Source organism: Xylophilus rhododendri, assembly GCF_009906855.1.
Classification (GTDB): domain Bacteria; phylum Pseudomonadota; class Gammaproteobacteria; order Burkholderiales; family Burkholderiaceae_C; genus Xylophilus; species Xylophilus rhododendri.
Genome location: NZ_CP047650.1, coordinates 3,655,821 through 3,681,911 on the forward strand (window position 1 = coordinate 3,655,821; position 26,091 = coordinate 3,681,911).

Annotated in this window: 24 protein-coding genes; 21 read left to right on the top strand and 3 right to left on the bottom strand. The window is 68.8% G+C overall.

Features of this window, described 5'->3' with window-relative positions; translation table 11 throughout:
- Positions 1-20: 20 nt before the first annotated feature.
- On the bottom strand, positions 21-2,090 hold the full coding sequence (locus GT347_RS16950) for an FdhF/YdeP family oxidoreductase (protein WP_160553322.1): 2,070 nt from the start codon (positions 2,088-2,090) through the stop codon (positions 21-23).
- A gap of 367 nt (positions 2,091-2,457) precedes the next feature.
- Here GT347_RS16950 and GT347_RS16955 point away from each other — a divergent pair, with 367 nt between their 5' ends.
- The 9 genes from GT347_RS16955 to GT347_RS16995 all read left to right on the top strand — a co-directional run bounded on the left by GT347_RS16955 (position 2,458) and on the right by GT347_RS16995 (position 13,677).
- Positions 2,458-2,757 (top strand): H-NS histone family protein, encoded by a 300-nt coding sequence (locus GT347_RS16955; protein ID WP_160553323.1) that lies wholly within the window; start codon positions 2,458-2,460, stop codon positions 2,755-2,757.
- Between the two features lie 261 nt (positions 2,758-3,018).
- Complete coding sequence (locus tag GT347_RS16960) at positions 3,019-4,239, top strand: efflux RND transporter periplasmic adaptor subunit (protein ID WP_160553324.1); 1,221 nt, start codon at positions 3,019-3,021, stop codon at positions 4,237-4,239.
- A 45-nt stretch (positions 4,240-4,284) separates the two neighbouring features.
- Positions 4,285-7,473: an efflux RND transporter permease subunit gene (locus tag GT347_RS16965; RefSeq protein WP_160553325.1), complete on the top strand. Its 3,189-nt coding sequence runs from the start codon at positions 4,285-4,287 to the stop codon at positions 7,471-7,473.
- 10 nt (positions 7,474-7,483) lie between these two features.
- Complete coding sequence (locus GT347_RS16970; protein WP_160553326.1) at positions 7,484-8,878, top strand: efflux transporter outer membrane subunit; 1,395 nt, start codon at positions 7,484-7,486, stop codon at positions 8,876-8,878.
- Between the two features lie 126 nt (positions 8,879-9,004).
- Positions 9,005-9,307: a hypothetical protein gene (locus GT347_RS16975; protein ID WP_160553327.1), complete on the top strand. Its 303-nt coding sequence runs from the start codon at positions 9,005-9,007 to the stop codon at positions 9,305-9,307.
- 67 nt (positions 9,308-9,374) lie between these two features.
- A complete protein-coding gene (locus GT347_RS16980; RefSeq protein WP_160553328.1) occupies positions 9,375-10,499 on the top strand; it encodes a sensor histidine kinase in 1,125 nt (374 codons plus the stop codon).
- 138 nt (positions 10,500-10,637) lie between these two features.
- Complete coding sequence (gene katG, locus GT347_RS16985) at positions 10,638-12,881, top strand: catalase/peroxidase HPI (protein ID WP_160553329.1); 2,244 nt, start codon at positions 10,638-10,640, stop codon at positions 12,879-12,881.
- A gap of 126 nt (positions 12,882-13,007) precedes the next feature.
- Entirely contained in the window at positions 13,008-13,391 is a 384-nt protein-coding gene (locus GT347_RS16990; protein ID WP_160553330.1) for a type II toxin-antitoxin system RelE/ParE family toxin, read from the top strand.
- Positions 13,372-13,677, top strand: coding sequence for a helix-turn-helix domain-containing protein (locus GT347_RS16995; RefSeq protein ID WP_160553331.1), 306 nt, complete (start codon positions 13,372-13,374; stop codon positions 13,675-13,677). The genes GT347_RS16990 and GT347_RS16995 overlap by 20 nt, the downstream gene beginning before the upstream one ends.
- Positions 13,678-13,683: 6 nt before the next feature.
- On the opposite strand, the gene GT347_RS17000 is transcribed toward GT347_RS16995, so the two are convergent.
- Positions 13,684-14,427, bottom strand: a complete 744-nt coding sequence (locus GT347_RS17000) for a 2,3-bisphosphoglycerate-dependent phosphoglycerate mutase (RefSeq protein WP_160553332.1) — start codon at positions 14,425-14,427, stop codon at positions 13,684-13,686.
- 121 nt (positions 14,428-14,548) lie between these two features.
- Between GT347_RS17000 and GT347_RS17005 the strand changes: the two genes are divergently transcribed.
- Genes GT347_RS17005 through GT347_RS17050 form a run of 10 tightly spaced genes read left to right on the top strand, consistent with a single transcriptional unit; the run spans position 14,549 to position 23,529 of the window.
- Positions 14,549-14,956, top strand: a complete 408-nt coding sequence (locus GT347_RS17005; RefSeq protein ID WP_160553333.1) for a carboxymuconolactone decarboxylase family protein — start codon at positions 14,549-14,551, stop codon at positions 14,954-14,956.
- Positions 14,953-15,864 carry an NAD(P)-dependent oxidoreductase gene (locus GT347_RS17010; RefSeq protein WP_160553334.1) on the top strand — a complete coding sequence of 304 codons (912 nt, stop codon included), beginning with the start codon at positions 14,953-14,955 and terminating at the stop codon, positions 15,862-15,864. The genes GT347_RS17005 and GT347_RS17010 overlap by 4 nt, the downstream gene beginning before the upstream one ends.
- Positions 15,861-16,247, top strand: a complete 387-nt coding sequence (locus GT347_RS17015) for a cupin domain-containing protein (protein ID WP_160553335.1) — start codon at positions 15,861-15,863, stop codon at positions 16,245-16,247. Before GT347_RS17010 ends, GT347_RS17015 begins: the two co-directional genes overlap by 4 nt.
- A gap of 24 nt (positions 16,248-16,271) precedes the next feature.
- Positions 16,272-16,598 (top strand): NIPSNAP family protein, encoded by a 327-nt coding sequence (locus tag GT347_RS17020; protein WP_160553336.1) that lies wholly within the window; start codon positions 16,272-16,274, stop codon positions 16,596-16,598.
- Between the two features lie 58 nt (positions 16,599-16,656).
- Positions 16,657-17,406 (top strand): SDR family NAD(P)-dependent oxidoreductase, encoded by a 750-nt coding sequence (locus GT347_RS17025; RefSeq protein WP_160553337.1) that lies wholly within the window; start codon positions 16,657-16,659, stop codon positions 17,404-17,406.
- A 10-nt stretch (positions 17,407-17,416) separates the two neighbouring features.
- The gene (locus tag GT347_RS17030) at positions 17,417-18,820 is read left to right on the top strand and encodes an MmgE/PrpD family protein (RefSeq protein ID WP_229722353.1); all 1,404 of its coding nucleotides are present in this window, start codon (positions 17,417-17,419) and stop codon (positions 18,818-18,820) included.
- Positions 18,813-19,772: a branched-chain amino acid ABC transporter permease gene (locus tag GT347_RS17035; RefSeq protein ID WP_229722354.1), complete on the top strand. Its 960-nt coding sequence runs from the start codon at positions 18,813-18,815 to the stop codon at positions 19,770-19,772. Before GT347_RS17030 ends, GT347_RS17035 begins: the two co-directional genes overlap by 8 nt.
- Before the next feature lie 3 nt (positions 19,773-19,775).
- Complete coding sequence (locus GT347_RS17040) at positions 19,776-21,536, top strand: branched-chain amino acid ABC transporter ATP-binding protein/permease (protein WP_160553338.1); 1,761 nt, start codon at positions 19,776-19,778, stop codon at positions 21,534-21,536.
- A complete protein-coding gene (locus GT347_RS17045; RefSeq protein WP_160553339.1) occupies positions 21,529-22,236 on the top strand; it encodes an ABC transporter ATP-binding protein in 708 nt (235 codons plus the stop codon). The genes GT347_RS17040 and GT347_RS17045 overlap by 8 nt, the downstream gene beginning before the upstream one ends.
- A gap of 57 nt (positions 22,237-22,293) precedes the next feature.
- The gene (locus tag GT347_RS17050) at positions 22,294-23,529 is read left to right on the top strand and encodes an ABC transporter substrate-binding protein (protein WP_160553340.1); all 1,236 of its coding nucleotides are present in this window, start codon (positions 22,294-22,296) and stop codon (positions 23,527-23,529) included.
- A gap of 4 nt (positions 23,530-23,533) precedes the next feature.
- On the opposite strand, the gene GT347_RS17055 is transcribed toward GT347_RS17050, so the two are convergent.
- Complete coding sequence (locus GT347_RS17055; RefSeq protein ID WP_160553341.1) at positions 23,534-24,241, bottom strand: GntR family transcriptional regulator; 708 nt, start codon at positions 24,239-24,241, stop codon at positions 23,534-23,536.
- A 129-nt stretch (positions 24,242-24,370) separates the two neighbouring features.
- Between GT347_RS17055 and GT347_RS17060 the strand changes: the two genes are divergently transcribed.
- On the top strand, positions 24,371-25,168 hold the full coding sequence (locus GT347_RS17060) for a 3-hydroxybutyrate dehydrogenase (RefSeq protein WP_160553342.1): 798 nt from the start codon (positions 24,371-24,373) through the stop codon (positions 25,166-25,168).
- 26 nt (positions 25,169-25,194) lie between these two features.
- Positions 25,195-26,091: an NAD(P)-dependent oxidoreductase gene (locus tag GT347_RS17065; RefSeq protein ID WP_160553343.1), complete on the top strand. Its 897-nt coding sequence runs from the start codon at positions 25,195-25,197 to the stop codon at positions 26,089-26,091.

The window sequence follows — 26,091 nt, forward strand, 5'->3', positions numbered from 1 at the left end:
GCCCCGGGCCGGCGGCGCCTTCAGCGCGGCATGGCGCGCAGCCGGATCGCGATCGCCTTGGCCGCCGCCACGCTGGCAGGCCCGCCGTGCCGGGCCAGCGGCAGCAGGGGATTGCATTCCGGGTAGTAGCCGGCGGCGCTGCCCGGCGGGATGTCGTAGGCCACGATGCGCAGGCCGCGCACGCAGCGCTCCACGCCGTCGTCGATGGCGCAGCTGGCATCCACCAGTTGGCCTTCGGCCATGCCCAGGCGGGCGATGTCGCTGCGGTGCAGCAGCAGCACCCGGCGGCCGCCGCGGATGCCGCGGGAGCGGTCGTCCGGGCCGTGCACCGTGCTGCCGGATTGTTCGTCGCTGCTCAGCAGCATCAGCCGCAATACCGGATCGTCATCCCGCGCCGTGGCGGGCTCCGCCTCCAGCGGACCCTGTCCCAGGAAACAGGCCTTGCCGCTTTCGGTATGCCACAGCCGCTGGCGGGCCGGCCGTGGCCGCAGGAAGCCGCCGTGGGTGCGCAGCCGGCCGTTGAAATCCTGGAAATCCTCTGGCCAGGTCTGGGCGATGGCATCGCGGATGCGGCTGTAGTCCTGTGCCCAGGCCTGCCACGGCACCCGCGGGTTGGGCTCCAGCGTGGCCTGCGCCAGCCGGGCCAGGATGGCGCATTCGGACAACAGTTCGGCCGAGGCCGGGGACGCCGCGCCGCGCGAGGCGTTGACGCGGCCGGTGGCGTCTTCGCTGGACAGCGCCTGCTCCAGGCCCGACTGGCGGTCGATCTCGGTGGCGTCCAGCGCCGGCAGCAGCCAGGCCGAGGCGCCATGCAGCACGTGGCTGCGGCGCAGGCGGGTGGCGATCTGCACCGTCAGGCGCAGTTGGCGCCAGGCGGCCTCCACCCGGGGCGTGTCGGGCACTTCGCGCAGGAAGTTGCCGCCCAGGCCGACGAATGCACGCACGCCGCCGTCCAGCATGCCTTCGCAGGTCTGCAGCAGGTTCAGGCCGCTCTCGTGCGGCGGCTCGAATCCGTACAGCCGCGCCAGCCGGTGGCGCAGCGTGTGGCCGGGCGCGGTGCGCAGGCCCACGCTGCGCTGGCCCTGCGCGTTCGAATGGCCGTGCATCGGATGGATGCCGGCGCCGGGCCGGCCGATATGGCCGCCGAGCAGCAGCAGGTCGACCAGCATCTGCACATGGCGCACGCCCTGCCGGTGCTGGGTCAGGCCGCTGCCGTAGATGCAGATCGCGTTACGCGCCCGGGCGAAGACTTGCGCCGCCTGTTCCAGCTCGACGCGCGGCAGTCCCGAGAGGGCTTCGATGGTCTGCCAGGAGCTGGCCCGCATGGCCGCCTTGAAGGCTTCGAAGCCCTGCGTGTGCCGGGCGATGAAGGGCGTGTCTAGCACCCGCGGCAAACGCGCGGCCTGGGCCTGGTCGTCCAGCGCCAGCACCGCCTTGCACAGCCCGGTCAGCGCGGCCAGGTCGCCGCCGTTGCGCAGCTGCAGGTACTGGGTGCTGACGGTGGTGCGGGCCGGTGTCAGCATGTCGCGCGGCACCTGCTCGGCGGTGAAGGCGAGCAGGCCGCGCTCGCGCAGCGGATTGAAGCTGACCACCGGCACGCCGCGTTTGCGGGCCTCCTGCAGGTCGTGCAGAAAGCCGGTGTCGGCCGCGTTCACGTTCTGCCCGAAGATGAAGATCGCATCGGTCTGGGCGAAATCCTTCCGCGTCACCGTGCCGCCTTCCACGCCGATGGACAAGGGCAGCGCCACCGCGCTGGCCTCCTGGCACAGCTCGGATGCGCTGCACAGGTTGTTGTTGCCGTAGAGCCGGGCCAGCAGCTGCAGCAGATAGGCCGCCTCGGTCGAGGCCTGGCCGCCGCAGCAGAAGACGGCCGCGCGGGCGTCGTCACGCCGCAGGGCCTGCAGCTCGGCGGCGATGCCGGCGAAGGCCTGGTCCCAGCTCACCGGCAGATAGCGGTCGCTGTCCGCATGCCAGCGCAGCGGGGTGGTCAGCCGGCCGGCGGCCTCCAGGGCATGGTCGTCCCATGCTTCGAGTTCGGCCAGCCGGTGGCGCGCGAAGAATTCGGCATCGGCCTGCGGTCGGCGCGCCATGCGCGATGAGCGCTGGGGCTGCAACTGGTCCAGGCCCCGGGCTCCATCGAGCCCCAGGCCCTTCCTGGCGGCGAGGCAAACGTTGCCGGTTCGTTGTGATGCTTCATGTTTTGGAGCCTGCGAAGTGGTGTGTACAAACTACAGCCGCTTCCCGGATGGACGGTAGGCGCCGGACTGCACGGCCTGTCGGTCTGCGTGACTGGAAGGTGAACACGTGTCCTGCCCGGTTATCTCGTCAAGGCATTCCCGTTTCATTAACGGTGATATTGGTGCCGCCGGATATATACGGATTTGCCGCATTTGCGCGAGCCGTCTCCGTTTGGTGTTTTAGAATGAAAGCCGTCCTTATCTATTGACAGGATTCACAATGGCGACATTCAAGGAACTTCAGGCGCAGAAATCGGCTCTGGATGCCCAGATCGAGGCAGCCCGCAATGCGGAACTGGCCGATGCCATCACCCTGGCGCGCACGCTGGTGCAGGAATATGGAATCGACCAGCACCAGCTTTTCGGCCGCAGCCTCTCGCGCCGGCCCCTGCCCATTCGCAAGCTCGGCCTGGTGCCCGCCAAATACAAGGATCCGGCAAGTGCCAAGACCTGGAGCGGCCGCGGCAAGCCGCCGCGCTGGATCGCCGGCAAGGACCGCACGCCGTTTCTGATCCCCTGAAACCAAAGCCCGCGCCAGCGGGCTTTTTTAATGGCGCCGCCGCTTCTTTATCCGCGGCCGGGTAATGGCAGGGCCCTGGAGAATGCCGCTGCCGTATTAGTGCGCGGCCCCGCCCGGCATGCCGACACTGACTGCAAGCTGAATGTCCCGGCAGCCCGGCGGCTTCGGGTGCATTAAGCCAATCACAAGGATCTGCCGGCAACACTCGCGCCCCTCAGCGGCCGCACGACTGGCCGCTTTCGTCGAACGAGAGCCGAGACCATGAGCAGTTCCCCATCCGTCATGCGCCGCCCCCTGTGGTGGATCGTCGCCGCCGTCGTGCTGGTCGCCGCCGCCGCCGCCTTCGCCCTGTCCGGCAGGTCCGGCGGCGAGACCGCCGCTTCCGACGAGCCCGAGCCCTCGCATGCCGGCAAGGTGGCCGACGAGACGGTGCGGGTCTCCGCCGCCCAGCTCGCCGCGCTGGACATCGGCCCGGCCGGCGAGCGGACCTTCCAGAATTTGCAGCAGGCCATCGGCAACATCGACTTCAACCAGGACCGCACGGTGGCCGTCTCCACCGCCTACGCCGGCCGCATCGCGCGGGTGCTGGTCAAGGCCGGCGACGAGGTGCAGGCCGGCCAGACGCTCTACACGGTGGATGTGCCCGACATCGCCCAGGCCGCCTCCACGCTGATCTCCACCGCCGGCAGCCTGCGCACCGCCAACGACACGCTCAAGCGCGCCCAGGCCCTGGCGCAGGACAACAGCATCCCGCAGAAGGAGCTGCAGCAGAACCAGTCCGACCAGCAGGCCGCCGACGCCGCCTTCCGCGCGGCGCGCAAGACGCTGCAGCTCTTCGGCCTGGCCGAGGCCGACATCGCCCGCATCGAACGCGAGCACACCATCGACGTCGAAATGCCGGTGCGCAGCCCGATCGCCGGCCGCGTCACCGCGCGCGCGGCCCAGGTCGGCTTGCTGACCCAGCCGGGCGCATCGCCCGCGCCGGTCACCGTGTCGGACCTGCGCACCCTGTGGATGGTGGCCAGCATTCCCGAGTCCGACTTCGCCCTCTACCGCATCGGCCAGCCGGTGAAGGTGCGGGTGCAGGCCTGGCCCGACCGCACCTTCGAAGGCCGCATCAGCTACCTGGGCGACACAGTGGATGCCAACACCCACCGCATCTCGGTGCGCGCCGACGTGGCTGACCCCAAGCGCGAGCTGCGGCCGCAGATGCTGGCGGACTTCAGCATCTCGCTGTCCGCCCCGGCCCAGGCCCCCTCGGTGCCGGCCGCCGCCGTGGTGCGCGAGACCTCGGGTGTCAACACCGTGTGGGTCAGCGCCGGCACCGATGCACAGGGCAAGCTGCTCAAGCGCCGCCAGGTCACGGTGGGCCGCACCGACCAGGGCCAGGTGCAGATCGCCTCCGGCCTGCAGCCGGGCGAACAGGTGGCGCGGCGCAATGCGCTGTTCCTCAGCAATCTCTACGAGGCGAATGCCGAATGAGCGTGCTCTCCTGCTTCCTGTCCGCCACCTGCTGAGGAGCCGACCGTGATCCGACCTATCCTGGCCGCCGTGCTGTCGCGCCGGCCCGTCGTGCTGCTGGGCCTGCTGGCCTTCATGGCCGCCGGCATCTTCGCCTTCCTCAAGCTCAACGTCGAGGCCTATCCCAACCCGGCGCCGGTGATCCTGGAGATCACCGCCCAGGCGCCCGGCCTGTCGGCCGAGGAGATGGAGCGCTACTACACCCGTCCGATGGAAGTGGGCCTGGCGACCACGCCGGGCGTGGACAACATCCGCTCGACCTCGTTCTACGGCCTGTCCTTCGTGCGGGTCACCTTCAAGTACGACACCGACTACTACTTCGCCCTCACGCAGGTGGCCAACAACCTGCAGGCCAACGTCAACCTGCCGAATGGCGTGCAGGCGCAGATCCAGGCCTCCAGCCTGGTCGGCGAAATCCTGCGCTACCAGGTCAAGGGCCCGCCCGGCATGGGCGTGACCGAGCTGCGCACGCTGCAGGACTGGGTGATCGAGCGCCGCCTGCTCACCGTGCCCGGCGTGGTGCAGGTGGTGACCTGGGGCGGCACCACCAAGGAATACCACGTGGAGCCGGACCCGCGCCTGCTGGAGTCGCGCGGCATCACGCTGGCGCAGCTGATCTCGGCGATCGGCAATGCCAACCTGAACGTGGGCGGCCGGGCGGTGAGCCTGGGCGACCAGTCGGTCAACATCCGCGGGCTGGGCCTGGTGGAGAACGTGCAGGACATCGGCAACGTCGTCATCACCCAGCAGAACGGCCTGCCGGTGCAGGTCAAGGACGTGGCCCGCATCGTCGAGGGCACGGTGCCGCGCCTGGGCGAGGCCGGCCGCGACGGCGAACGCGACGTGGTGACCGGCGTGGTCATCATGAACCGCACCCTGCACACCAAGGACGTGATCGGCCGGGTGGAGGACGCGGTCAAGAAGATCAACTCCGACCATAGCCTGCCCCCGGGCGTGACCCTGGCGCCCTACTACGACCGCTCGGTGCTGGTGGGCGTGACCACGCACACGGTGCTGCACAACCTGATCTTCGGCTGCGTGCTGGTGTTCCTGATCCAGTGGATCTTCCTGGGCGATTTGCGCAGCGCGGTGATCGTCAGCGTGAACATCCCCTTCGCGCTGTTCTTCAGCATCATGATCCTGGTGGCCACCGGCGAGTCGGCCAACCTGCTGTCGCTGGGGGCGGTGGACTTCGGCATCATCGTGGATGCGGCGGTGATCCTGGTGGAGAACATCTTCCGCAACTTCCAGCGGCGAACGCCGGAGCGGGCCATGATGCTGCGGGCCATGGCGCAGGCCGCCCATGGCGCATCGCTGTCGCCCAAGCAGGGCTGGACCGCGCGGCTGCGCATGATCTACCTGAGCGCGACGCAGGTCGACAGCTCGGTGCTCTTCTCCACCTGCATCACGATCGCCGCCTTCACGCCGCTGTTCACCATGCAGGGCGTGGAAGGCCAGATCTTCGGCCCCATGGCGCGCACCTACGGCTACGCCCTGGCCGGCGCCTTGATCGCCACCTTCACCATCACGCCGGTGCTGGCCAGCTATCTGCTGCCGGCCAAGATCCAGGAGAAGGAAACCGTCTTCGTGCGGGCCATCGAGCATGTGTACCGGCCGGCGCTGCACTGGGCGCTGGCCAACGCCCGCATCACCGTGGCCTTCGGCTGCATCGCCCTGGTGGGCGGCGGCTTCCTGGCCACGCGCCTGGGCAGCGAGTTCCTGCCGGCGCTGGAAGAGGGCAACCTGTGGATCCGCGCCTCCATGCCGCCGACCATTTCGCTGGATGCCGGCTCGGCCCAGGTGGACCGCATGCGGGCCCTCATCAAGGAGTACCCGGAAGTCGTCACCATCGTCTCCCAGCACGGCCGGCCGGACGACGGCAGCGACGCCGCCGGCTTCAACAACGTGGAGCTGTTCGCGCCGCTCAGGCCCTACGAGCAGTGGCGGCTGGGCATGAACAAGCAGCGCATGGTGCGCGAGCTGCAGGCCAAGTTCGAGAACGAGTTCCCGGGCGTGGGCTTCAACTTCTCGCAGTACATCCAGGACAACGTGCAGGAAGGCCTGTCCGGCGTGAAGGGCGCCAACTCGGTGAAGATCATCGGGCCCGACCTCGCCACGCTGGAGAAGCTGGCCGACGAGGTGATGGAGACCATGGCCAAGATCGACGGCGTGGCCGACCTCGGCATCTTCCATGTGCTGGGCCAGCCCAATATGAACATCCGCATCGACCGGGCCAAGGCCGCGCGCTACGGGCTCAACACCGGCGATGTGAACGCGACCATCCAGGCCGCGCTCGGCGGCACCAGCGCCACCACGGTGCTGGAGGGCGACCGGCAGTTCGGCCTGACCGTGCGTTTCCCCGAGCGCTATCGCGGCAACATGGATGCGGTCAAGGCCCTGCGCATCGGCTACACCACGAGCGGCGGCGGCACGGCCTACATCCCGCTGTCCGACGTGGCCACCATCAGCGTGGACACCGGCGCCACCTACATCTACCGCGAGAGCAACGAGCGCTACATCCCGATCAAGTTCACCGCCCGCGGACGCGACCTGGGCGGCACCGTCTCGGAAGTGCAGAAGACGGTGGCCGCCAAGATCAAGCTGCCCGAGGGCTACCGCATCGTCTACGCAGGCGAGTTCGAGAACCTGCAGCAGGCCAAGTCGCGCATGGCGATCGCCATTCCGCTGGCGGTGGCGCTGATCGTGGTGCTGCTCTATGCGCTCTTCAGCAGCTTCGCCTACAGCATGCTGACGCTGGCGGCCGTGCCCTTCACCGTGCTGGGCGGCATCCTGGCGCTGTGGCTCACCGGGCAGGTGCTGAGTGTGTCGGCCATCATCGGCTTCATCTCGCTGCTGGGCGTGTCGGTGATGGACGGCATCCTGATCCTGGGCACCTTCAAGGACCTGAAGAACGCCGGCCGCGACGACCTGCAGGCGATCACCGAGGCCTATGAGAGCCGCATGCGGCCGCTGCTGATGACGGCGCTGTCGGCCTGCATCGGCCTGTTCCCGGCCGCCATGTCGCACAGCATCGGCAGCGAGGTGCAGCGGCCTCTGGCCACCGTGGTGGTGGGCGGCATGCTGATCGGCCCGCTGTTCCTGCTGCTGGTGATGCCTGCCATCCGTCTGGTGGTGCTGCGCCGCCTCAAACCGTCCAAACGCCGCATCGGCCTGGGAGGCAAACGTGCTGCCTGATGTCCTCGATATGAAACGTGTCGCCATCGCCTGCGCGGTGCTGGTCCTGGCCGGCTGTGCCGCCGTGGGGCCTGATTACCAGAAGCCCGTCACGCCCGCGCCGGCGTCCCTCACCCGCGACGCCCTGTCGCTGGGCAGCACCGCCGGCCCGATCGCGCCGGACTGGTGGAAGGTCTTCGGCTCCCCCGCGCTCGATGCCATGGTCGCCGAAGGCCTGGCCAACAGCCCCACCGTGGCGGCGGCCCGCGCCACCCTGCGCGCCGCCCAGGAGAACGTGGCGGCCCAGCGCGGCCTGTTCGCGCCGCAGGTGCAGGCCGGCTACAACTTCACCCGGCAGAACGTGGGGCAGAGCCAGCAGTCGCCGCTGAACTCGGGCGACTCGGTCTTCAACTACCACACGGCCTCGCTCAGCGTCGGCTACACCCCCGACCTGTTCGGCGGCACCCGCCGCACGGTGGAGCAGGCCGGCGCCCAGCTCGACAGCCAGCGCTGGCAGCTGCAGGGCGCGCAGCTCACGCTGGCCAGCAATCTGGTCGGCGCCGCGCTGCAGGTGGCCATGCTGGCCGAGCAGGTCGATCTGACGACCCAGGCCGTCGATGCCATGCAGGAACAGCTGCGGGTGATGCGCAATCTGCAGCGCAACGGCTACGCCAGCGGCCTGGACGTGGCCACGCAGGAGAACCTGCTCAGCCAGGTGCAGCAGTCCCTGCCGCCGCTGCAGAAATCGCTGGAGCAGACCCGCAACCTGATGGCCGTGCTGATGGGCCGCACGCCCGATGCCAGCCTGCCGCAGCTGCGCCTGGCCGACATCCGCCCGCCGGCACTGCCGCAGGTGGTGCCCTCCGAACTGGTGGCGCGCCGGCCCGACGTGCGCCAGGCCGAGAGCGACCTGCATGCGGCCAGCGCCGCCATCGGCATCGCCAAGGCGGCGCGGTTCCCGCAGCTCAACCTCACGGCATCGCTGGGCGGCGGCGCCACCGAGTTCGGCCGCATGTTCTCGGCCGGCAATCCGGTCTGGTCCATCGGCTCCGGCCTGCTGGCGCCCATCTTCGACGGCGGCACCCTGCAGGCCCGCCAGCGGGTGGCCGAGGCCCAGTTCGACGCGGCGGCGGCACAGTACCGGGGGGCGGTGCTGACCGCGTTCCAGAACGTGTCCGACACCCTTTATGCCCTGGACATCGACCAGCGCGCCCTGCAGGCGGCCGATGCCAGCGTGGCGGCCACCCGCGCGGGCTATGAACTCACCCAGTCGCAGCTGACCCAGGGTTATGCCTCGCGGCCCTCGATGCTCGCCGCGCAGCAGGCCTGGCTGCAGGCCCGCGCGGCGCGGGTGGCCAGCTACGGCACTTTGGTCGGCGACAGCGTGGCCCTGTATCAGGCTTTGGGGGGTGGTGCCATCCCGTGAACAGGGGACCATATTCCGCGAATAGGTTTCAAAAATTCACAGATAGCGCAAGCGTCCTACAGCATCGGCATGGACTCGGGAGCATCTTGATGGTCTCGGGTCCACGTGTTGGCAATAGGAGGCTCCATGCACTGCAAAGGCCGCTTCATTTCGGAAGCCTACAAGGATGGACGGCGCTATGTCTTCGAAGCCAGCTTCGACGACCTGCGCTGGCATGCCACGATCTGGGACGAGGAGGGCCAGCTGCACGGCGACATCGAATGCGCGCCCTGCGGCCAGGGCCGGTGCGGCGAGGAGCTGGAGGATGCGGTGTCCGACTGGGTGCACAACGCCATCGCCTTCGAAGTGGGCTTCAGCCCGAGCGACCATTGCGTCCATCCATCGCCGGCCGAGCAGCTCGCCACCGTCATGCGCGGCCCCATGGTTTGAGGGCCGCCGCCGGCCCGGATGTGCCGGCCCTATTACAGTAGCGGGGACTCGTCGCCAATTCCCCACTTTGAACCGCTCCACCGTCCCACCTGCACCCGACGCCTTGCCTTGCGGCCTGATCGTGGCCACGGCCGCTGGGGAGATTGCCTGGGTCAATCAGACACTGCGAGACTGGATCGGGCTGGGCCCTGAAGAGCCGCTGGGCTGCGCCCGCATCGACGAACTGCTGGTGCCGGCCGAGCCCGCCGTCGGCCGCCGCGGCCTCGATGCGCTGCTCCGGCAAGGCCAGCCGCTCTTCGAACTGCCGGTGTCCATCGCCCGCCGCGACGCCAGCGAGCTGCCCATGTCTGTCACCGCCTCGCGCCGCGACGACGGCTCCGGCCTGTTCGACTTCGTGCTGATACCCGCGCGCCAGATGCAGTCGGCCCAGGAGGAACTGCGGCAGACCCAGGAAGAGCTGCGCATGCTGGTGCACGAGTCCACCCGCCACGAGGCCGACGCTACCGACCGCGCGCTGTTCGCCGAGCAGATCGTGGGCATCGTCAGCCACGACCTGCGCAATCCGCTGTCGGCCCTGCACACCGGCCTCACCGCCCTGGGCCGCAGCCAGCCGACCGAACAGCAGCAGCGCATGCTCGAACGCATGGGCCGCAGCCTTGAGCGCGCCAACCGGCTGGTGGCCGACCTGCTCGACTTCACCGCGGCGCGGCTGGGCGCGGGGCTGTCCTCGCATGCCCGTGCGATCGACCTGCACGAGGTGGTGGGCGAGGCGCTGGAAGAGCTGCGTCTGGCCTTCGCCGGCCGCGAGATCCAGCATGTGCGCGAAGGCGACGGCTGGTGCCTGGCCGACCCCGACCGGCTGGCGCAGCTGCTGGGCAATCTGGTCGGCAATGCCATGGCCTATGGCGCTGCCGGCGAGCCGGTGCGGGTGGTCTCGCGGGTGGATGGCGGCGAGGGTGAAGGCGAGGTGTCCGTGGGCGTGCACAACCACGGCCGGCCCATCCCGCCGGAGAACCTGGAACGCATCTTTGTGCCCCTGGTGCGCGGCGAGGGCGACGGCCGCAGCCGCAGCGTGGGCCTGGGGCTCTATATCGTCGAGCAGATCGCCAAGGCGCATGGCGGCGAGGTGCGGGTGGAATCGCAGGCATCCGCCGGCACCACCTTCACCGTGAATTTCCCGCGCAACCGCTAGGAGCCCGCCCGGATGGGGGAGGTCGGCATGCGCCGATCGGCCGGCTATCGCGGGTATTGAGGAGCTTTATCCGCGCCGCCACGGTTCTGACCCAGAATTTGCCTTCTTGCCCACAACGAAGTTCGAAGGAAAAGAACCATGGACGCATCCAAGACCGAATCCAAGTGCCCGTTCAGCCAGGCCGCCGGCCAAGGCACCACCAACCGCGACTGGTGGCCCAAGGCCCTGCGCATCGACCTGCTGCACCAGCACTCGGCCAAGTCCGATCCCATGGGCCAGGACTTCGACTACGCCGCCGAATTCAAGACCCTCGACCTGGCCGCCCTCAAGGCCGACCTGGCCGCCCTGATGACCGACTCGCAGGACTGGTGGCCCGCCGACTTCGGCCACTACGGCCCGCTCTTCATCCGCATGGCCTGGCACAGCGCCGGCACCTACCGCATCGGTGACGGCCGGGGCGGCGCCGGCCGCGGCCAGCAGCGCTTCGCGCCGCTCAACAGCTGGCCGGACAACGTGAGCCTGGACAAGGCCCGCCGCCTGCTCTGGCCGATCAAGCAGAAGTACGGCCGCAAGATCTCCTGGGCCGACCTGCTGATCCTCACCGGCAACGTCGCCCTGGAGACCATGGGCTTCAAGACCTTCGGCTTCGCCGGCGGCCGCGCCGACACCTGGGAACCCGACCAGGACGTCTACTGGGGCCGTGAAGACAAATGGCTGGGCGGCGATGTGCGCTACACCCAGGGCTCGCCCGGCGTCGAGGGCCATGGCGTGCTGGTCAAGGACGACGACAGCGAGAAGCCGCACACCCGCGACCTGGAGAATCCTCTCGCCGCCGTGCAGATGGGCCTGATCTACGTCAACCCCGAAGGCCCGGACGGCAAGCCCGACCCCATCGCCTCGGCCCGCGACATCCGCGACACCTTCGGCCGCATGGCCATGGACGACGAGGAAACCGTGGCCCTGATCGCCGGCGGCCACACCTTCGGCAAGACCCATGGCGCCGGCCCCGCCGAGAACGTGGCCCACGAACCCGAGGCCGCCGACATCGAAGCGCAGGGCCTGGGCTGGAAGAACGGCTTCGGCAGCGGCAAGGGCGCGGACGCCATCACCAGCGGCCTGGAAGTCACCTGGACCACCAAACCCACCCAGTGGACCAACGAGTTCTTCGAGATCCTCTTCGGCCACGAATGGGAACTCACCAAGAGCCCGGCCGGCGCCCACCAGTGGACCGCCAAGGGCGGCCAGGACATCATCCCGCACGCCTTCGACAAGTCGAAGAAGCAAAAGCCCACGATGCTGACCTCCGACCTGGCCCTGCGCATGGACCCGGCCTACGAGAAGATCTCGCGCCGCTTCCTGGAGAACCCCGACCAGTTCGCCGACGCCTTCGCCCGCGCCTGGTTCAAGCTGACCCACCGCGACATGGGTCCGCGTGTGCGCTACCTGGGTCCGGAAGTGCCGGCCGAAGTGCTGATCTGGCAGGACCCGGTGCCCGCCGCCGAAGGTGCGCCCATCGACGCCAAGGACATCGAGTCGCTGAAGCAGAGCGTGGCCGCCTCCGGCCTGACGGTCGCGCAGCTGGTCTCCACCGCCTGGGCCTCGGCCTCCACCTTCCGCGGATCCGACAGGCGCGGCGGCGCCAACGGCGCCCGCATCCGCCTGGCGCCGCAAAAGGACTGGGCGGTGAACCAGCCCGAGCAGCTGTCCAAGGTGCTCGCCACGCTCGAAGGCATCCAGCAGAAGTTCAATGCGCAAGCCGGCGGCAGGAAGGTCTCGCTGGCCGACCTGATCGTGCTGGCCGGCGGTGTGGGCGTGGAGCAGGCGGCCAAGGCGGCCGGCAGCACCGTCACCGTGCCCTTCACCCCGGGCCGCACCGACGCCTCGCAGGAGCAGACCGACGTGGCGTCCTTCGCCCCGCTGGAGCCTGTGGCCGACGGTTTCCGCAATTTCACCAAGAGCCGCTTCAGCGTGCCGGCGGAAGTGCTGCTGGTCGACAAGGCCCAGCTGCTGACCCTGACCGGCCCCGAGATGGCGGTGCTGGTCGGCGGTCTGCGGGTGCTGGGCGCCAACGCGGGCGGCTCGAAACAGGGCGTGTTCACCGACCGGCCCGGCACGCTGAGCAACGACTTCTTCGTCAAGCTGCTGGACATGGCCACCGAGTGGAAGGGCACTTCCCGCTACGACTACGAAGGCCGCGACCGCAAGACCGGCGCCGTGCAATGGACCGCCAGCCGCGCCGACCTGGTCTTCGGCTCCAACTCGGTGCTGCGCGCCGTGGCCGAGGTCTATGCCAGCGCCGATGCGCAGGCCAAGTTCGTCGCTGACTTCGTCGCGGCCTGGACCAAGGTGATGGAGCTGGACCGCTTCGATATCGCCAAGTAAACCTTGCCTTGTCCCTCCGGGGCGCCACGGGTCATGCCGTGGCGCCCTTTTTCGTTTGCCAGGCGACAAGCGGTCAATGCCGCCCAATAACATGCCCGTTTCGGGTATGATTTTGAGTGGAATGCGATGGAGATCCTCAAACGCAAGGACTTTGCGCGGTGGCAGGCGGGAGAGCGGCTCGCCGATTCCGCGCTGTGCAAGGCAGCATGGGAAATGGAACTCGGCCTGGTGGAAGCCGACCTCGGCGGGTGCCTCTACAAGAAGCGGATTGCGCGCCCGGGTGGGGGCAAGAGCGGCGGCTACCGCACGCTGTTGTCGATGCGGGTCGGCGAACGGTATGTCTTCCTGCATGGCTTTGCCAAAAGCGCGAAGGCCAACATCACGCCGGACGAAAGGCAGGCCCTGCAGTTCGCCGGGCAGATATTTCTGGAGTTGTCGCCTCAGGGCCTGATGAAGGCCATGCAGGCCGGCGTTTTATTGGAGGTCCGTTGTGACAAGCAAACTCATTGAATCGCTGCGCGGCGACCTGGCCGCCCTCGAAGACGCCGGTGCGATCGGCAAGCTGACCATGCGCCAGTTCGACGCGATCTGCCCGCCGCCGGTACGGGCATTCAGCGCCGTCGATATCCGCAAGCTGCGCGAAAAGCTGAAGTTCAGCCAGCCGGTCTTCGCCCTGCACCTGCACACCACCGCTTCCACCGTGCGCAAATGGGAGCAGGGCGATACGCATCCTGCGGGGCCGGCCTTGAAGCTGCTCAACGTGATCGCCGACAAGGGCCTGCAGGCCATCCTCTGAAGGGCCTCAGAGGATCTGCGACAAGGCGTGCCGGTCCGGCCGCCAGATCTCGCGGCGCGCCCAGCCGCCATCCTCCAGCGCTGCATAGCGGCGCATCTCCCCATTGGCGATCTCCAGGCCGCTGACCTCGGCCTCGCCCAGCTCTTCGAGCTGCATCACCAGCGCCCGCAGGCTGTTGCCATGGCCGACGACGGCCAGCCTGCGTCCGGGCGACAGGGCCGGGGCGATCACCTCCGGCCAGCACTGCGCGACCCGCCAGGCGGTCTGTTCCAGCGACTCGGCCTCGGGCAGGGTGCCGGCCTGCGGATGCTCGCTCAGCGTGCTGGCCAGCGGCGCGATCTTCGCCAGTTCCGACAAGGGCAGCGGCGGCGGCACCGCCCGGTAGGAGCGGCGCCAGGTGCGCACGGCCTCGGCGCCGAACTCGGCCACCGCGCCCGGCTTGGAGCGGCCGGTGAGGGCGCCGTAATGCCGCTCGTTGAGCCGCCAGTCCAGGGTGCGCGGCACGGCCGGCGCCTGCATCGCGTCGAGCAGCACATCGACCGAATCCACGCAGCGCCGCAGCAGCGAACTGAAGACCCGGTCGATCGAGACGCCCTCGCCGCGCAGCCGATCGCCCAGCTCCCGCATCTGCCCTACGCCCGCCGCGGTCAGCCCCACGTCGGCCCAGCCGGTGAAGCGCTGTTCATGGTTCCAGGCCGACTCGCCATGGCGGATCAGCAGCAGTTCAGCAGGCGAGAGAGCGGTCGGCATGGCCCGCATTCTGGCCCGGAAAAGGTTTAGGGAAAACTCGTACGACTGAATGATTGTCTGATGGTTATATAATTTTTTCGGTCAGAACGATCCACCAAGTTAAGCAAAGGAGGCCGCCCCGATGGACGACCAGAACCTGTTCGAAAAGGGATTCGCCAACCGCAAGCAGGTGCTCGGTGCCGCGCATGTGCAGAAATCCTGGGAGGCGGCCGACGACTTCAACCGGCCGATGCAGAAGCTGGTCACCGAGTACTGCTGGGGCGCCGTCTGGGGCGACGAGACGCTGGACTTCAAGACCCGCAGCATGCTCAACCTGGCCATGCTCACCGCCATGAGCCAGCACCACGAGCTGTCGGTGCATGTGAAGGGCGCCCTGACCAATGGCGTCAGCCGCGAGGAGATCCGTGCGGTGCTGATGCAGGCGGCGGTGTACTGCGGCGCGCCCTTCGCGCTGGCGGCCTTCCGCATCGCCACCGATGCGATCAAGGCCTGGGACGAAGCCCAGGCAGCACAGGGAGCCCAGGCATGAACCAGCAGAAGCTCGGCTTCATCGGCCTGGGCAATATGGGCGGCCGCATGACACGCCGCCTGGTCGATGCGGGCCTGTCGGTGTCGGGCTACGACCCGGTCGCCGGCCGCGCCGAGGCCGCTGGTGCGCAGACGGCCGCCAGCATCGCCGCGGTGATGGCCCATGGCGACGTGGTGCTGATGTCCCTGCCCGACAGCAAGGTGGTCGAGGTGGTGGTCGAAGGCCCGGACGGCGTGCTCGCCCATGTGCGGCCCGGCCAGACGGTGATCGACCTCAGCACCGCCGCCACCAGCTCCACCCAGCGCCTGGCCGCCCGTTTCGCCGAGGCCGGCGCCTTCTACATCGACGCCGGCATCTCCGGCGGCGCAGCGGCCGCGGAGAAGGGCAAACTCACGCTGATGATGGGCGGCGACGCCGCCGCCATCGAAGCCATCCGCTGGGTGCTGGCGCCGATCAGCACCAAGGCCCTGCGCATGGGCGACAGCGGCGCCGGCCACACCACCAAGCTGCTCAACAACTTCCTCAACGCGATCGCGCTGTCGGCCACGGCCGAGGTGATGGTCGCAGGCAAGAAGGCCGGGCTCGATTTGGCCCAACTGCTGGAGATCCTCAACAGCAGCAGCGGCGTCAACTTCGCCACGCAGAACCGCTTCCCCTCCATCGTCAAGGGCGACTACCTCGAAGGCGGCCTCAGCAGCAAGCTGATGACCAAGGACGTGGTGCTCTACATCGATCTGCTGCATGGCCTGGGCGTGAGTTCGCTCAACGCCTCCGGGCCGCTGGCCAGCTTCGGCCTGGCCACCGCGCTGGGCTACGGCGAGCAGATCAGCAACCGCGTGGTCGATGCGATCGGCGACGTCTCCGGCCATGTGCGCCTGCATTCCCCATCACCAGGAGATTCGAAATGAAAGTATTCCATGGGCGCTCCGACGGCGCCAAGTCCGAGCAGCGTTCGTCCACCTTCAGCGGCACGGTCTGGGCCGATCCCATCATGCCCAAGCAGGACAACGTGATGATCGGCCACGTGTTCTTCACCCCTGGCTCGCGCACCTTCTGGCATACCCACGAGGTCGGCCAGGTGCTGACGGTGACCAGCGGCCGCGGCTGGGTCTGCCTGGAGGGCGAGCAGCCGCAGGAGATCCGCCAGGGCGACGTGGTGTGGATCCCGGCCGACGAGCGCCACTGGCATGGCGCGGCGGCCGACAGCTTCATGTCGCACATCGCCACCTCCATCGGCGAGACGCGCTGGGAAGAGGAAGTCCAGCAAGCCGTCTACGCCGCAGCCGGCTGAAGACCCATCAGGAAGCACCGAGCCATGATCCACGAACTCCGCATCTACCACTGCGTGCCCACCCGCCTGCCGGCGCTGCACGAGCGTTTCCGCAACCACACCCTGGGCTTCTGGCAGAAGCACGGCATCCGCCAGCTGGGTTTCTGGACCACCCTGGTCGGCCCGACCAACCATTCCCTGACCTATCTGCTGGAGTGGAAGGACCTGGCCGAACGCGAGCAGAAGTGGAACGCCTTCCAGGCGGATGCCGACTGGATCAAGGCCCGCGCCGCTTCCGAGGCCAGCCAGCCCATCGTCGAACGCATCGAGAACCAGATCCTGGTGCCGACCGACTACTCGGCCCTGAAGTAGTCCGGGCCATCCACGGCCCGGGCAGCGCGACAAAAAGAAAACGAAGGAGACACAAGCCATGGGACAACTCACCGGCAAGACCGCCGTGGTGACCGGCGCGGGCGGCGGCATCGGCCGCGCCATCGCCGATGCCTTCGCGGCCGAAGGCTGCACCGTCGCGCTGCTCGACAACAACGCCGAGCTGCTGCGCCAGCCCAGCGCGGCGCTGCCGGCCTCCGGCGGCCACGCCTATGTCTGCGACGTCTCCAAACGCCTGCAGGTGAAGGAAGCCGTGGACGACTTCGTCGCCAAGACCGGCGGCCTGGACATCGTCGTCAACAACGCGGTGTACTTCAGCTACAGCCCGCTGGCGGTGATGGACGAGGACATCATCGACCGCATGATCGACGTGGGCCTGAAGGGCACCTTCTGGAGCCTGCAGGCCACCACGCCGCACCTGGCGGCGCGGGGCGGCGGCTGCGTGATCAACCTGTCTTCTGTGGCGGTGTCCTTCGCCATCAAGCATGCGGCGGTCTACAGCAGCATCAAGGGCGCGATCGACTGCCTGACCCGGCAGCAGGCGGTGGAACTGGGGCCGCAGGGCATCCGGGTCAACGCCCTGGCGCCGGGGCCCGTCTCCACGCCGGGCGCGCGTTCGGTCATCACCGACGAGGGCTGGCAGTCGCGCAAGTCGCGCACGCCGCTGGGTCGGCTGGCCTCGCCGGAGGAGATCGGCGCCAGCGCGCTCTTCCTGGTGTCGGAGGCCGCCGCCAGCATCACCGGCGTGACGCTGAAGATCGACGGCGGCATCACGGTCACCGGCCCCTGAGGCCGCCGCCATGCAGCCCCCATCCATGGACAGGCCCGGCCTGGGCGCGGGCCTCGTCGCGCGCGCCTTCGACCTTCCGGACTTCGCGCCGGAGGTGATGGCCAAGGCGCGGCGCTGCCTGCTCGACTATCTCTCCTGCGCCTTCGAAGCCGCCGACCGGCCCTGGAGCCGGCAGGCGGCGGCGCTGGCCCGGCGGCAGCCGCAGGGCGCGGGCATCGTGGGCCGAAGCGGTGCCTATGGCGCCGGCGATGCGGCCTTCGCCAATGCCGTGGCCGGCCATGGGCTGGTGCGCGAGGACATGCACCCGGCCAGCATCGCCCACCTGGGCGTGGTGGTGTGGCCCGCGCTGCTGGCGCTGGCCGAGACCGCTCCCCGGCCGGTCTCCGGCCGCGATCTGCTGCTGGCCGCCATCGTCGGCTACGAGACCGGCGCGCAGCTCGGCAAGGCGGTGATGACACCCGAGCTGGCGCGGCTGTTCCGCCCGACCGGCCTGGTCGGCCCTTATGCCGCCGCGCTGGCCAGTGCACGCCTGCTGGGGCTGACGCAGGCCCAGGCGCTGTCCGCTTTCGCCCTGGCCGGCAACTGCAGCGGTGGCCTCAACGAATGGCCGCGCCATGGCGGCAGCGAGATGTATTTCCACCCCGGCTTCGCGGTGCGCAATGCCATCGCCTGCATCGAGTTGGCCGCTGCCGGCGCCACGGCCTCGCCCACCATCCTCGAAGGCCCGGCTGGGTTCTTCGCCGCCTACGGCCGGGGTGCGAGCCCGGTGCCGGACAGCGGGCTGGCGCTGTTCGGCGAGGGCGGGCCGCAGATCCTGTCGGTGTTCCACAAGGCGGCGCCGGCCTGCAACTTCGCGCAGTCGCCCTGCCAGGCGGCGCTGGCCGTGGCTGGACGTCTGCAGGGCGGCTCGCGCCGCATCGCCGCCATCCGCATCGCCACCACGGCCGCGGCCCTGGCCTATCCGGGCTGCGATGCGCGCGGGCCCTTCGACAACCAGCTGCAGGCCAAGATGAGCATCTTCTTCGGCGTGGCCGCCACGCTGGCGCGCCAGGCCCTGGACGAGTCCGGCTTCGACCGCCTGGACGACCCCGAGATCACCCGCCTCATCGCCGCGACCACGCTGGTGGCCGACCCCGGCTTCACGGCGGCCTTCCCGGCCCGCCAGGGTGCCCGGGTGACGGTGGTGCTGGACGACGGCCAGGAGCTGTCGGCCTCGCTCGACGACGTCCAGCCGGCCGACGACGCCCTGATCCGCCAGCGCCTGCGTGCAGCCGCCACCCGGGCGCTCGGCGAACCGGCCGCCATCGCCATCGAGGCCGCAGTAGACGGCCTGGAACACGAGCCGGACTCCGGCAGCATCGGCCGCCTCTGCGCCGCCACCCACGATACCCAGGAGAACCCCGCCCATGCCTGACTTCCAGTTCATGGTGGAGGCCTTCCTGCAGGCCCTCGTGGCCGGCCTGCTGGTCGGCGCGCTCTACGGCCTGATGTGCGTCGGGCTGGCGATCATCTTCGGGATCATGCGGGTCATCAATTTCGCCCAGGGCGATTTCATGATGCTGGGCATGTACGTCACCTACTACCTCTTCGTGCTGGTCGGCATGCAGGGGGCGATGGGCACGGTGGGGCCGTACATCGCCATCGTGCTGGCCGCGCCCATCATGTTCGCGGTCGGCTGGCTGGTGCACTACTTCCTGATCAGCCGGGTGACCGGCAAACGCACCGCCACGCTCGACGGCGGCGGCCACTACGCCCAGCTCATCCTCACGCTGGGCATCGCCCTGGTGCTGCAGAACGGGGCCATGATGATCTTCGGCCCGCAGCTGCAGTCGGTGCGCACGCCGCTGTCGAGCAGCGCCTGGGAGATCGGGCCGCTGTGGGGCGATGCGGTCAGCATCTTCATCAACAAGGGGCGCGGCGTGGCCACGCTGATCTCGGTGGTGGTGATCCTGCTGCTGGCGGCCCTGATCCAGCGCACGCGGCTGGGCAAGGCGCTGCGCGCGGCGGCCGACAACCCGGTGGCCTCCACCTACATGGGCATCGACGTCAACAGCGCCTACCGCATCGCCTTTGCGCTGGGCACCTGCGTGACGGCGGTGGCCGGCGGCCTGCTGTCGACCAACTACCCCTTCCATCCCTTTACCGGCCTGGAGTTCGTCATCATCATGTACGCGGGAGTGGTGCTGGGCGGCATCGGCAGCATCCTCGGCGCCTTCTGGGGCGGCATGATCATCGGCCTGGTGCAGCAGCTCTCCAGCCTGGTGCTGCCCACGCAGCTGCAGAACGCGGCGATCTTCGTGTTCTTCCTGCTGATCGTGACCCTGCGTCCGCAAGGCCTGTTCGGCCGCGTCTCGGAGAGGACCTGAGCCATGAAGCGCCTGTCTTCTCCCGTGGTGGCCGTGATCCTGGCCGCGCTCTACCTGCTGGCCGCGATGCAGGTCAGCAATACCTACTACCAGCTGATCTTCACGCTGGTGCCGGTGTGGGCCTGCTTCGGCCTGTCCTGGAACATGCTGAGCGGCTATACCGGCCTGGTGTCCTTCGGCCACGCCGCCTTCTTCGGGCTGGGCGCCTATGCCACGGTGCATGCGCAGATCCACTGGGGCATCTCGCCGTGGATCATGATCCCGGTGTCGGGCCTGCTCGGCGCGCTGGCCGGGCTGCTGGTGGGCTGGCCCACCTTCCGGCTGCGCGGGCATTACTTCGCGCTGTCGATGCTGGCCTATCCGCTGGCGCTGCTCTACGTGGCCGAATGGCTGGGCTGGCAGGAAGTGACCTTCCCGATGAAGCATGCCGATGCCGCCTGGTACATGCAGTTCTCCGATGCGCGGGCCTATACCGCGATCGCCACCGGGCTGATGCTGCTGTGCATCTTCATCTCGGCCTGGGTGGAACGCACCCGCTTCGGCCGGGCGCTGATCGCCATCAAGCAGAACGAGGCGGCGGCGGAAGCGGCGGGCATCGATACGCTGCGCTGGAAACTCAAGGCCATCGCGCTCAGCGGCGCCATGGCCGGCGCCATCGGCGGCTTCTATGCGGTGGTGCTGCTGGTGGTCACGCCGCAGTCGGTGTTCGGCATGCTGGTTTCGGCGCAGGCGCTCACCGTGTCGATGTTCGGCGGGGTGGGCACGCTGTGGGGGCCGGTGATCGGCGCGGCGGTTCTTACGCCCCTGGGCGAGCTGCTGCATGCGCGGCTGGGCGGGGCCTATCCGGGCATCCAGGGGGTGATCCTGGGTGTGGCCATCATCGCGGTGATCCTGCTGGCGCCGGAGGGGCTGTATTGGAAGGTGCGGGACTGGTGGCGCGGGCGCCATGCCGAAGCCGAGCCGGCCCTCGACGCCTCGGACGTGGCCACCCCCGCCGCCGACGTGCCGGCGCGGCGTGCGCCGCCCCAGGGCGAGGTCATCCTCGACGTGCGCAACATCGGCAAGACCTTCGGCGGCCTGCGTGCGGTGCACGACGTGAGTTTCCAGGTCCGGCGCGGCATGATCCTGGGCATCATCGGCCCCAACGGCGCGGGCAAGACGACGCTGTTCAACCTGCTCAACGGCTTCATCGCGCCCAACGGCGGCCAGGTGCTGCTCAAGGGCGTGGACATGGCCGGCCGAAAGCCCCATGTGCTGTGCGCGGCCGGCGTGGGCCGCACCTTCCAGGTGATGCGGCCCTTCATGCGGCTGTCGGTGGCCGAGAACGTCAAGGTGGGCGCCTATGTGCGCGCCACGTCGGAGCGCCATGCCCAGGAGCTGGCCGACGCGGCCGTCGCCCGGCTCGGCCTGGCGGCGCATGCCGGGCGCATCGCCTCCTCGCTCAGCACCCGCGAGCTGCGGCTGATGGAACTGGCGCGTGCGGTGGCCGGCCAGCCCGAGATCCTGCTGCTCGACGAGACCCTGGCGGGCCTGGGCCTGGACGAATCCGAGACGGTGGTCGCCGCCATCCGCTCGCTGGCCGCCGAAGGCATGACCATCGTCATCATCGAGCACACCATGAAACTCATGGTGCAGCTGGTCGACGAGTTCGTGGTGCTCGACCACGGCGAGGTGCTGGTCGTCGGCGACCCGCAGGCCATCACGCAGGACAAGCGGGTGGTGGAAGCCTATCTCGGCAAGAAGTGGAGCGCGAAAAATGCTTGAGATCGAAGGCCTGGTCGCCGGCTATGGCGCCGTGCCGGTGCTGCACGGCCTGTCGCTGAAGGTGCTGGAGGGGCAGTTCGTGTCGGTCGTCGGCCCCAACGGCGCGGGCAAGAGCACGCTGTTCAAGACCATCTCCGGCACCCTCGGCGCCAGTGCCGGTTCGCTGCGTTTCGAAGGCCGCGACCTGCTCACGGTGCCGGCGCACCAGAGGCCGCACCTGGGCATCGCCCATGTGCCGGAGGCGCGCCAGGTGTTCGCCTCGATGACCGTGCTGGAGAACCTGGAACTCGGCGCCTACACCGAGGCCGGAAAGCGCGACTGGAACCGCAACCTGAGCCGCATCTACGAGTGGTTCCCGGTGCTGGCCCAGCGCTCGCGCCAGCTGGCCGGCACCTTGTCGGGCGGCGAGCAGCAGATGGTGGCCATCGGCCGCGGGCTGGCTTCGTCGCCCAAGCTGCTGATGCTGGACGAGCCCTCCATGGGCCTGTCGCCGGCCATCGCCGATTTCATCTTCGAGCGGCTGATGGAAATCCGCCGCGACGCCAGGCTCACCATCCTGCTGGTCGAGCAGCGTGTGGCCGAGGCCCTGCAGTCGGCCGACTACGGCTATGTGCTGGAGACCGGCCGGGTGGTGCTCGAAGGCGGCAGGCAGGCGCTGGAGGCGGACGACCGGGTGCGCCGCGCGTACCTGGGCATGTAGGTGGGTCCGCCGGTCGGCGGGCCACGGTGGCTAGGCATCACGAAGGAGACAGACATCATGGAATTCCAGAAGCATTTCAATCGACGCGCAACCGTGCAGGCCGCCATCGCTGGCCTGGGCCTGCTGGCCGCGGGCGGCGCCATGGCGGCCGATCCGGCGCCGGTGCAGGTCGGGCTGATCGCGCCGACTTCGGGCCTCTACGCCCGCTTCGGCCAGGTGATGAAGATGGGCGCCGAGCTGGCGGTGGAAGACATCAACAAGCAGGGCGGCATCAAGTCCATGGGCGGCGCCAAGCTCAAGCTGGTGGTGATCGACTCCGGCGACTCCACCGAGAAGGCCAAGAGCGCGGCCCAGCGCATGGTGTCGGAATACCCCGACCTGTCGGTGGCCACCGGCGCCTATCTCAGCTCGTTCACGTTGGCGGTGACCGAGGTGACCGAGCGCGCCAAGCTGCCGATGCTCACGCTGTCCTACTCCGACCAGATCACCGGCCGCGGCTTCAAGTACATCTTCCAGACCTCGGCCACGGCAGGCCGGCAGGCCGATATCGCGCTGCCCTCCATCCTGGACCTGGCCGAGAAGGCCTCGGGCAAACGCCCGCAGACGGTGGCCATCCTGACCGACAACACGGCGGCATCGCTGTCCACCGTGAAGGCGCTGAAGGAAGGCGGCCTGCTGGAGAAATACAAACTCAAGCTGGTGGTGGACCAGACCTTCACGCCGCCGCTGTCCGATGCCTCCTCGCTCGTCCAGCAGGTGCGCTCGCGCAAGCCCGACCTGCTGTTCTTCCTGCCCACGGTGATCTCCGACTCCAAGCTGCTGCTGGAGAAGATGAACGAGATGAACGTGAAGGTGCCCACCATCGGTTTCGGCATCGCCATCGCCGAGCCGGACGTGCTGAGCACCATCAGCCCGCAACTGCTCAACGGCGTGATGTCGGCCGTGGGCAACTGGGGCGCCAAGGGCCAGGAAGACCTGATCCAGCGCATGAAGACCCAGTACAAGGAACCGTGGATGACGCAGAACGCCATCTCCACCTACGGCGATATGTGGATCATGAAATCCGCGCTGGAGAAGGCCGGCAAGCCCGACCGCGAGGCCGTGGCCACCGCGCTGCGCGGGCTGGACGAAGGTCGCTCGCCCTATTTCCCCGGCGGCGTGATCAAGTTCGACGAACAGGGCCGGCGCATCGGCGCGACGCTGACCGTGATCCAGTGGCAGAACGGCATCCCCGTGACCGTGTTCCCGCTGGAGAACGCGGTGGCCAAGGCGCTCTGGCCCACCGGCAAATAAAGCCTCAGTGCTTCTCGGGCTGCTCGCGCAGCACGTTCAACGCGACTTCGGCCGCGTTGCTCACATGCATGCGGGCGGTCTCGCGGGCCGTCTTGGCATCGCGTGCCACCAGGGCATCGACCAGGGTGCTCAGCTCCACCAGGCTCTTCTGCGAGCGGCCCTTGTGCTGCAGCGAGGTGGCGCGCAGCAGGGTCACCCGGGTGTTGAGCAGGCCCAGCACCTGGCCGAGCGATTCGTTGCCGCTGCCGCGCACCAGGCTGGCATAGAACTCGTTCTTGGCCGCCACCCGCACGGTGGGGTCGCTGCTGTTGATGCTGGCCTTGAGCTCCTTCAGCGCCTTCTTCAGGTCCTTCTGCTGCTCCTCGGTGGCGTGCTGCGCGAAGAGTTCCGCGGCCAGGCCTTCGAGTTCGCGGCGCACCTGGTAGATCTGCTCGGCCTGCGCCACCGACACCCGCGCCACCACCGGGCCGCGGTTGGGCACCACGTCGATCAGGCCCTCGGATTCGAGCTGGCGCAGCGCCTCGCGCACCAGGGTGCGGCTGACGCCGATCATCTCGCACAGCTCCTTCTCGGTCAGCCGCTCGCCGGCGGCGAAATGGCCGCTGGCGATCGCGTTGCGTATGCCCTCGACCACGCTCTGCCGCAGCGGGGCGGCGACACGGACGATGCGGAAATCGCGTTCGGGTGCGGAGGTCTTTTCGGTCGCGGGCATGGGCAGGTTCCGGGGCTTTTCGGTGCGGATGCGAGAGTGTAGCGGGGGCTTTCACTCGCCTGCGTGGAATACTGTATTCGCATAATACAATCTGTCGAAAAACAATTCTGCAACGGAGACAAGTCCAGCATGAACGACGACAAGCGCCTCATCGGCAGGACCGCCCTGGTCACCGGATCGGCCGGCGGCCTGGGCTTGGCCATGGGGCAGGCGCTGGCCGAAGCCGGGGCGCGGGTGGTGCTGCACGGGCTGGAGCCCGAGGCTTGCATGCAGGCCGCCTGCGCGGCCATGTCGGCCTCGACCGGCGCCGAGGTGCTCTACCGCCAGGTGGACCTGACCGACCCCGCCGCCATCGCCTCGATGATGCAGGCGCTGATCGCCGGCTTCGGCGGCATCGACATCCTGGTCAACAACGCGGTGACCCGCCACATCGCGCCCATCGACGACTTCCCGCCCGAGGCCTGGGACCGGGCGCTGGCCGTCAACCTCTCGGCCGCCTTCCACACCATCCGCCTGGCGCTGCCCGGCATGCGGCAGCGGCGCTGGGGGCGCATCTTCAACATGTCCTCGGTGTACGGCTCGCGGGCCACGCCGAACCGCATCGACTACGTGACCACCAAGAGCGCCATCCTGGGCATGACCCGCTCGGTGGCGCTGGAAGCTGCCGCCGACGGCATCACCTGCAATGCGCTCTGCCCGGGCGCGGTGCACACGCCGGGCGCGGAGGCGCGCATCCAGAAGCTGATGCTGGATGAGGATGTGGACTACGAAGAGGCGATGAAGCGCTTTCTGGTCGGCAAGCAGCCCTCGGGCAAGTTCGTGGAGAGCCGGCATGTGGCGGAGCTGCTGGTGTTCCTTTGCGGGTCTGCCGGCAACGAGATCAACGGCGCCATGCTGCCCATGGAGGGCGGCTGGCTGGCGGGATAAACAAGGTTCATCAAAGGAGTAGCGAGATGGGACAAGAGCAAGGCAAGCCGACGGTGGGTTTCGTCGGCGTGGGAACCATGGGCCGGCCGATGGCCAGGCGCCTGCTGGAAGCGGGCTACGGCGTGGTGGTGTTCGACCTGAACACCGAGGCCGTAGCCGAGCTGGTGGCGCTGGGCGCGCGTGCGGCGGGCAGCGTGAAGGCGGTGGCCGACGAGGTGCGCATCGTCTTCACCAGCATGCCGACGGTGGCGGTGTTCAAGCAGGTCGGCATGGGTGCCGGCGGCGTGGTCGAGGGCGGCGCGGTGAAGATCATGGTGGACCTCTCCACCGTGGGCAGCACCGCCACGCAGGAGGTCGCGGCGGCCCTGCTGGCACGCGGCATCCAGGTGGTCGATGCGCCGATCAGCGGCGGCGCGGCGGGAGCCAAGGCCGGCACGCTGGCGGTGATGGTCGCCGGCCAGCCGGAGGCGGTGGCCGAGGTGCTGCCGCTGTTCCAGGTCTTCGGCAAACCCTTCGTGGTGGGCGAGAAGCCGGGCCAGGCGCAGCTGATGAAGCTGCTCAACAACATGCTGTCGTCCACCGCCTTCGCCGTCACCGCAGAAGCCTTCGTCGCCGGCATGCGCGGCGGGCTGGACCCGGAAGTGATGATGAGTGTGTTCAACGCCGGCAGCGGCCGCAACAACGCCACGGCGGACAAGTTTCCCAAGTACGTGCTGGGCCGCAGCTTCGATTTCGGCTTTCCCATCTCCAGCGTCTGCAAGGACATCGGCCTGGCGGTGGACGAATGCCAGAAGCTCGGCGTGCCGATGTGGGTGGGCGGCCAGTCGCGCCAGCTGTGGCAGTCGGCCTATCTGCAGAACGGCGCCAGCATGGACATGACGGCGCTGGTGAAGTTCGTCGAGCAATGGTCGGGGAAGGCCTGA

What these genes read in the sequence shown, in the direction of transcription:
- GT347_RS16950 (WP_160553322.1), bottom strand. Translation starts at nt 2,090, where the DNA reads ATGGCGCGCCGACCGCAGGCCGATGCCGAATTCTTCGCGCGCCACCGG.
- GT347_RS16955 (WP_160553323.1), top strand. Translation starts at nt 2,458, where the DNA reads ATGGCGACATTCAAGGAACTTCAGGCGCAGAAATCGGCTCTGGATGCC.
- GT347_RS16960 (WP_160553324.1), top strand. Translation starts at nt 3,019, where the DNA reads ATGAGCAGTTCCCCATCCGTCATGCGCCGCCCCCTGTGGTGGATCGTC.
- GT347_RS16970 (WP_160553326.1), top strand. Translation starts at nt 7,484, where the DNA reads ATGAAACGTGTCGCCATCGCCTGCGCGGTGCTGGTCCTGGCCGGCTGT.
- GT347_RS16975 (WP_160553327.1), top strand. Translation starts at nt 9,005, where the DNA reads ATGCACTGCAAAGGCCGCTTCATTTCGGAAGCCTACAAGGATGGACGG.
- katG (WP_160553329.1), top strand. Translation starts at nt 10,638, where the DNA reads ATGGACGCATCCAAGACCGAATCCAAGTGCCCGTTCAGCCAGGCCGCC.
- GT347_RS16990 (WP_160553330.1), top strand. Translation starts at nt 13,008, where the DNA reads ATGGAGATCCTCAAACGCAAGGACTTTGCGCGGTGGCAGGCGGGAGAG.
- GT347_RS17000 (WP_160553332.1), bottom strand. Translation starts at nt 14,427, where the DNA reads ATGCCGACCGCTCTCTCGCCTGCTGAACTGCTGCTGATCCGCCATGGC.
- GT347_RS17005 (WP_160553333.1), top strand. Translation starts at nt 14,549, where the DNA reads ATGGACGACCAGAACCTGTTCGAAAAGGGATTCGCCAACCGCAAGCAG.
- GT347_RS17010 (WP_160553334.1), top strand. Translation starts at nt 14,953, where the DNA reads ATGAACCAGCAGAAGCTCGGCTTCATCGGCCTGGGCAATATGGGCGGC.
- GT347_RS17015 (WP_160553335.1), top strand. Translation starts at nt 15,861, where the DNA reads ATGAAAGTATTCCATGGGCGCTCCGACGGCGCCAAGTCCGAGCAGCGT.
- GT347_RS17020 (WP_160553336.1), top strand. Translation starts at nt 16,272, where the DNA reads ATGATCCACGAACTCCGCATCTACCACTGCGTGCCCACCCGCCTGCCG.
- GT347_RS17025 (WP_160553337.1), top strand. Translation starts at nt 16,657, where the DNA reads ATGGGACAACTCACCGGCAAGACCGCCGTGGTGACCGGCGCGGGCGGC.
- GT347_RS17030 (WP_229722353.1), top strand. Translation starts at nt 17,417, where the DNA reads ATGCAGCCCCCATCCATGGACAGGCCCGGCCTGGGCGCGGGCCTCGTC.
- GT347_RS17035 (WP_229722354.1), top strand. Translation starts at nt 18,813, where the DNA reads ATGCCTGACTTCCAGTTCATGGTGGAGGCCTTCCTGCAGGCCCTCGTG.
- GT347_RS17040 (WP_160553338.1), top strand. Translation starts at nt 19,776, where the DNA reads ATGAAGCGCCTGTCTTCTCCCGTGGTGGCCGTGATCCTGGCCGCGCTC.
- GT347_RS17045 (WP_160553339.1), top strand. Translation starts at nt 21,529, where the DNA reads ATGCTTGAGATCGAAGGCCTGGTCGCCGGCTATGGCGCCGTGCCGGTG.
- GT347_RS17050 (WP_160553340.1), top strand. Translation starts at nt 22,294, where the DNA reads ATGGAATTCCAGAAGCATTTCAATCGACGCGCAACCGTGCAGGCCGCC.
- GT347_RS17055 (WP_160553341.1), bottom strand. Translation starts at nt 24,241, where the DNA reads ATGCCCGCGACCGAAAAGACCTCCGCACCCGAACGCGATTTCCGCATC.
- GT347_RS17060 (WP_160553342.1), top strand. Translation starts at nt 24,371, where the DNA reads ATGAACGACGACAAGCGCCTCATCGGCAGGACCGCCCTGGTCACCGGA.
- GT347_RS17065 (WP_160553343.1), top strand. Translation starts at nt 25,195, where the DNA reads ATGGGACAAGAGCAAGGCAAGCCGACGGTGGGTTTCGTCGGCGTGGGA.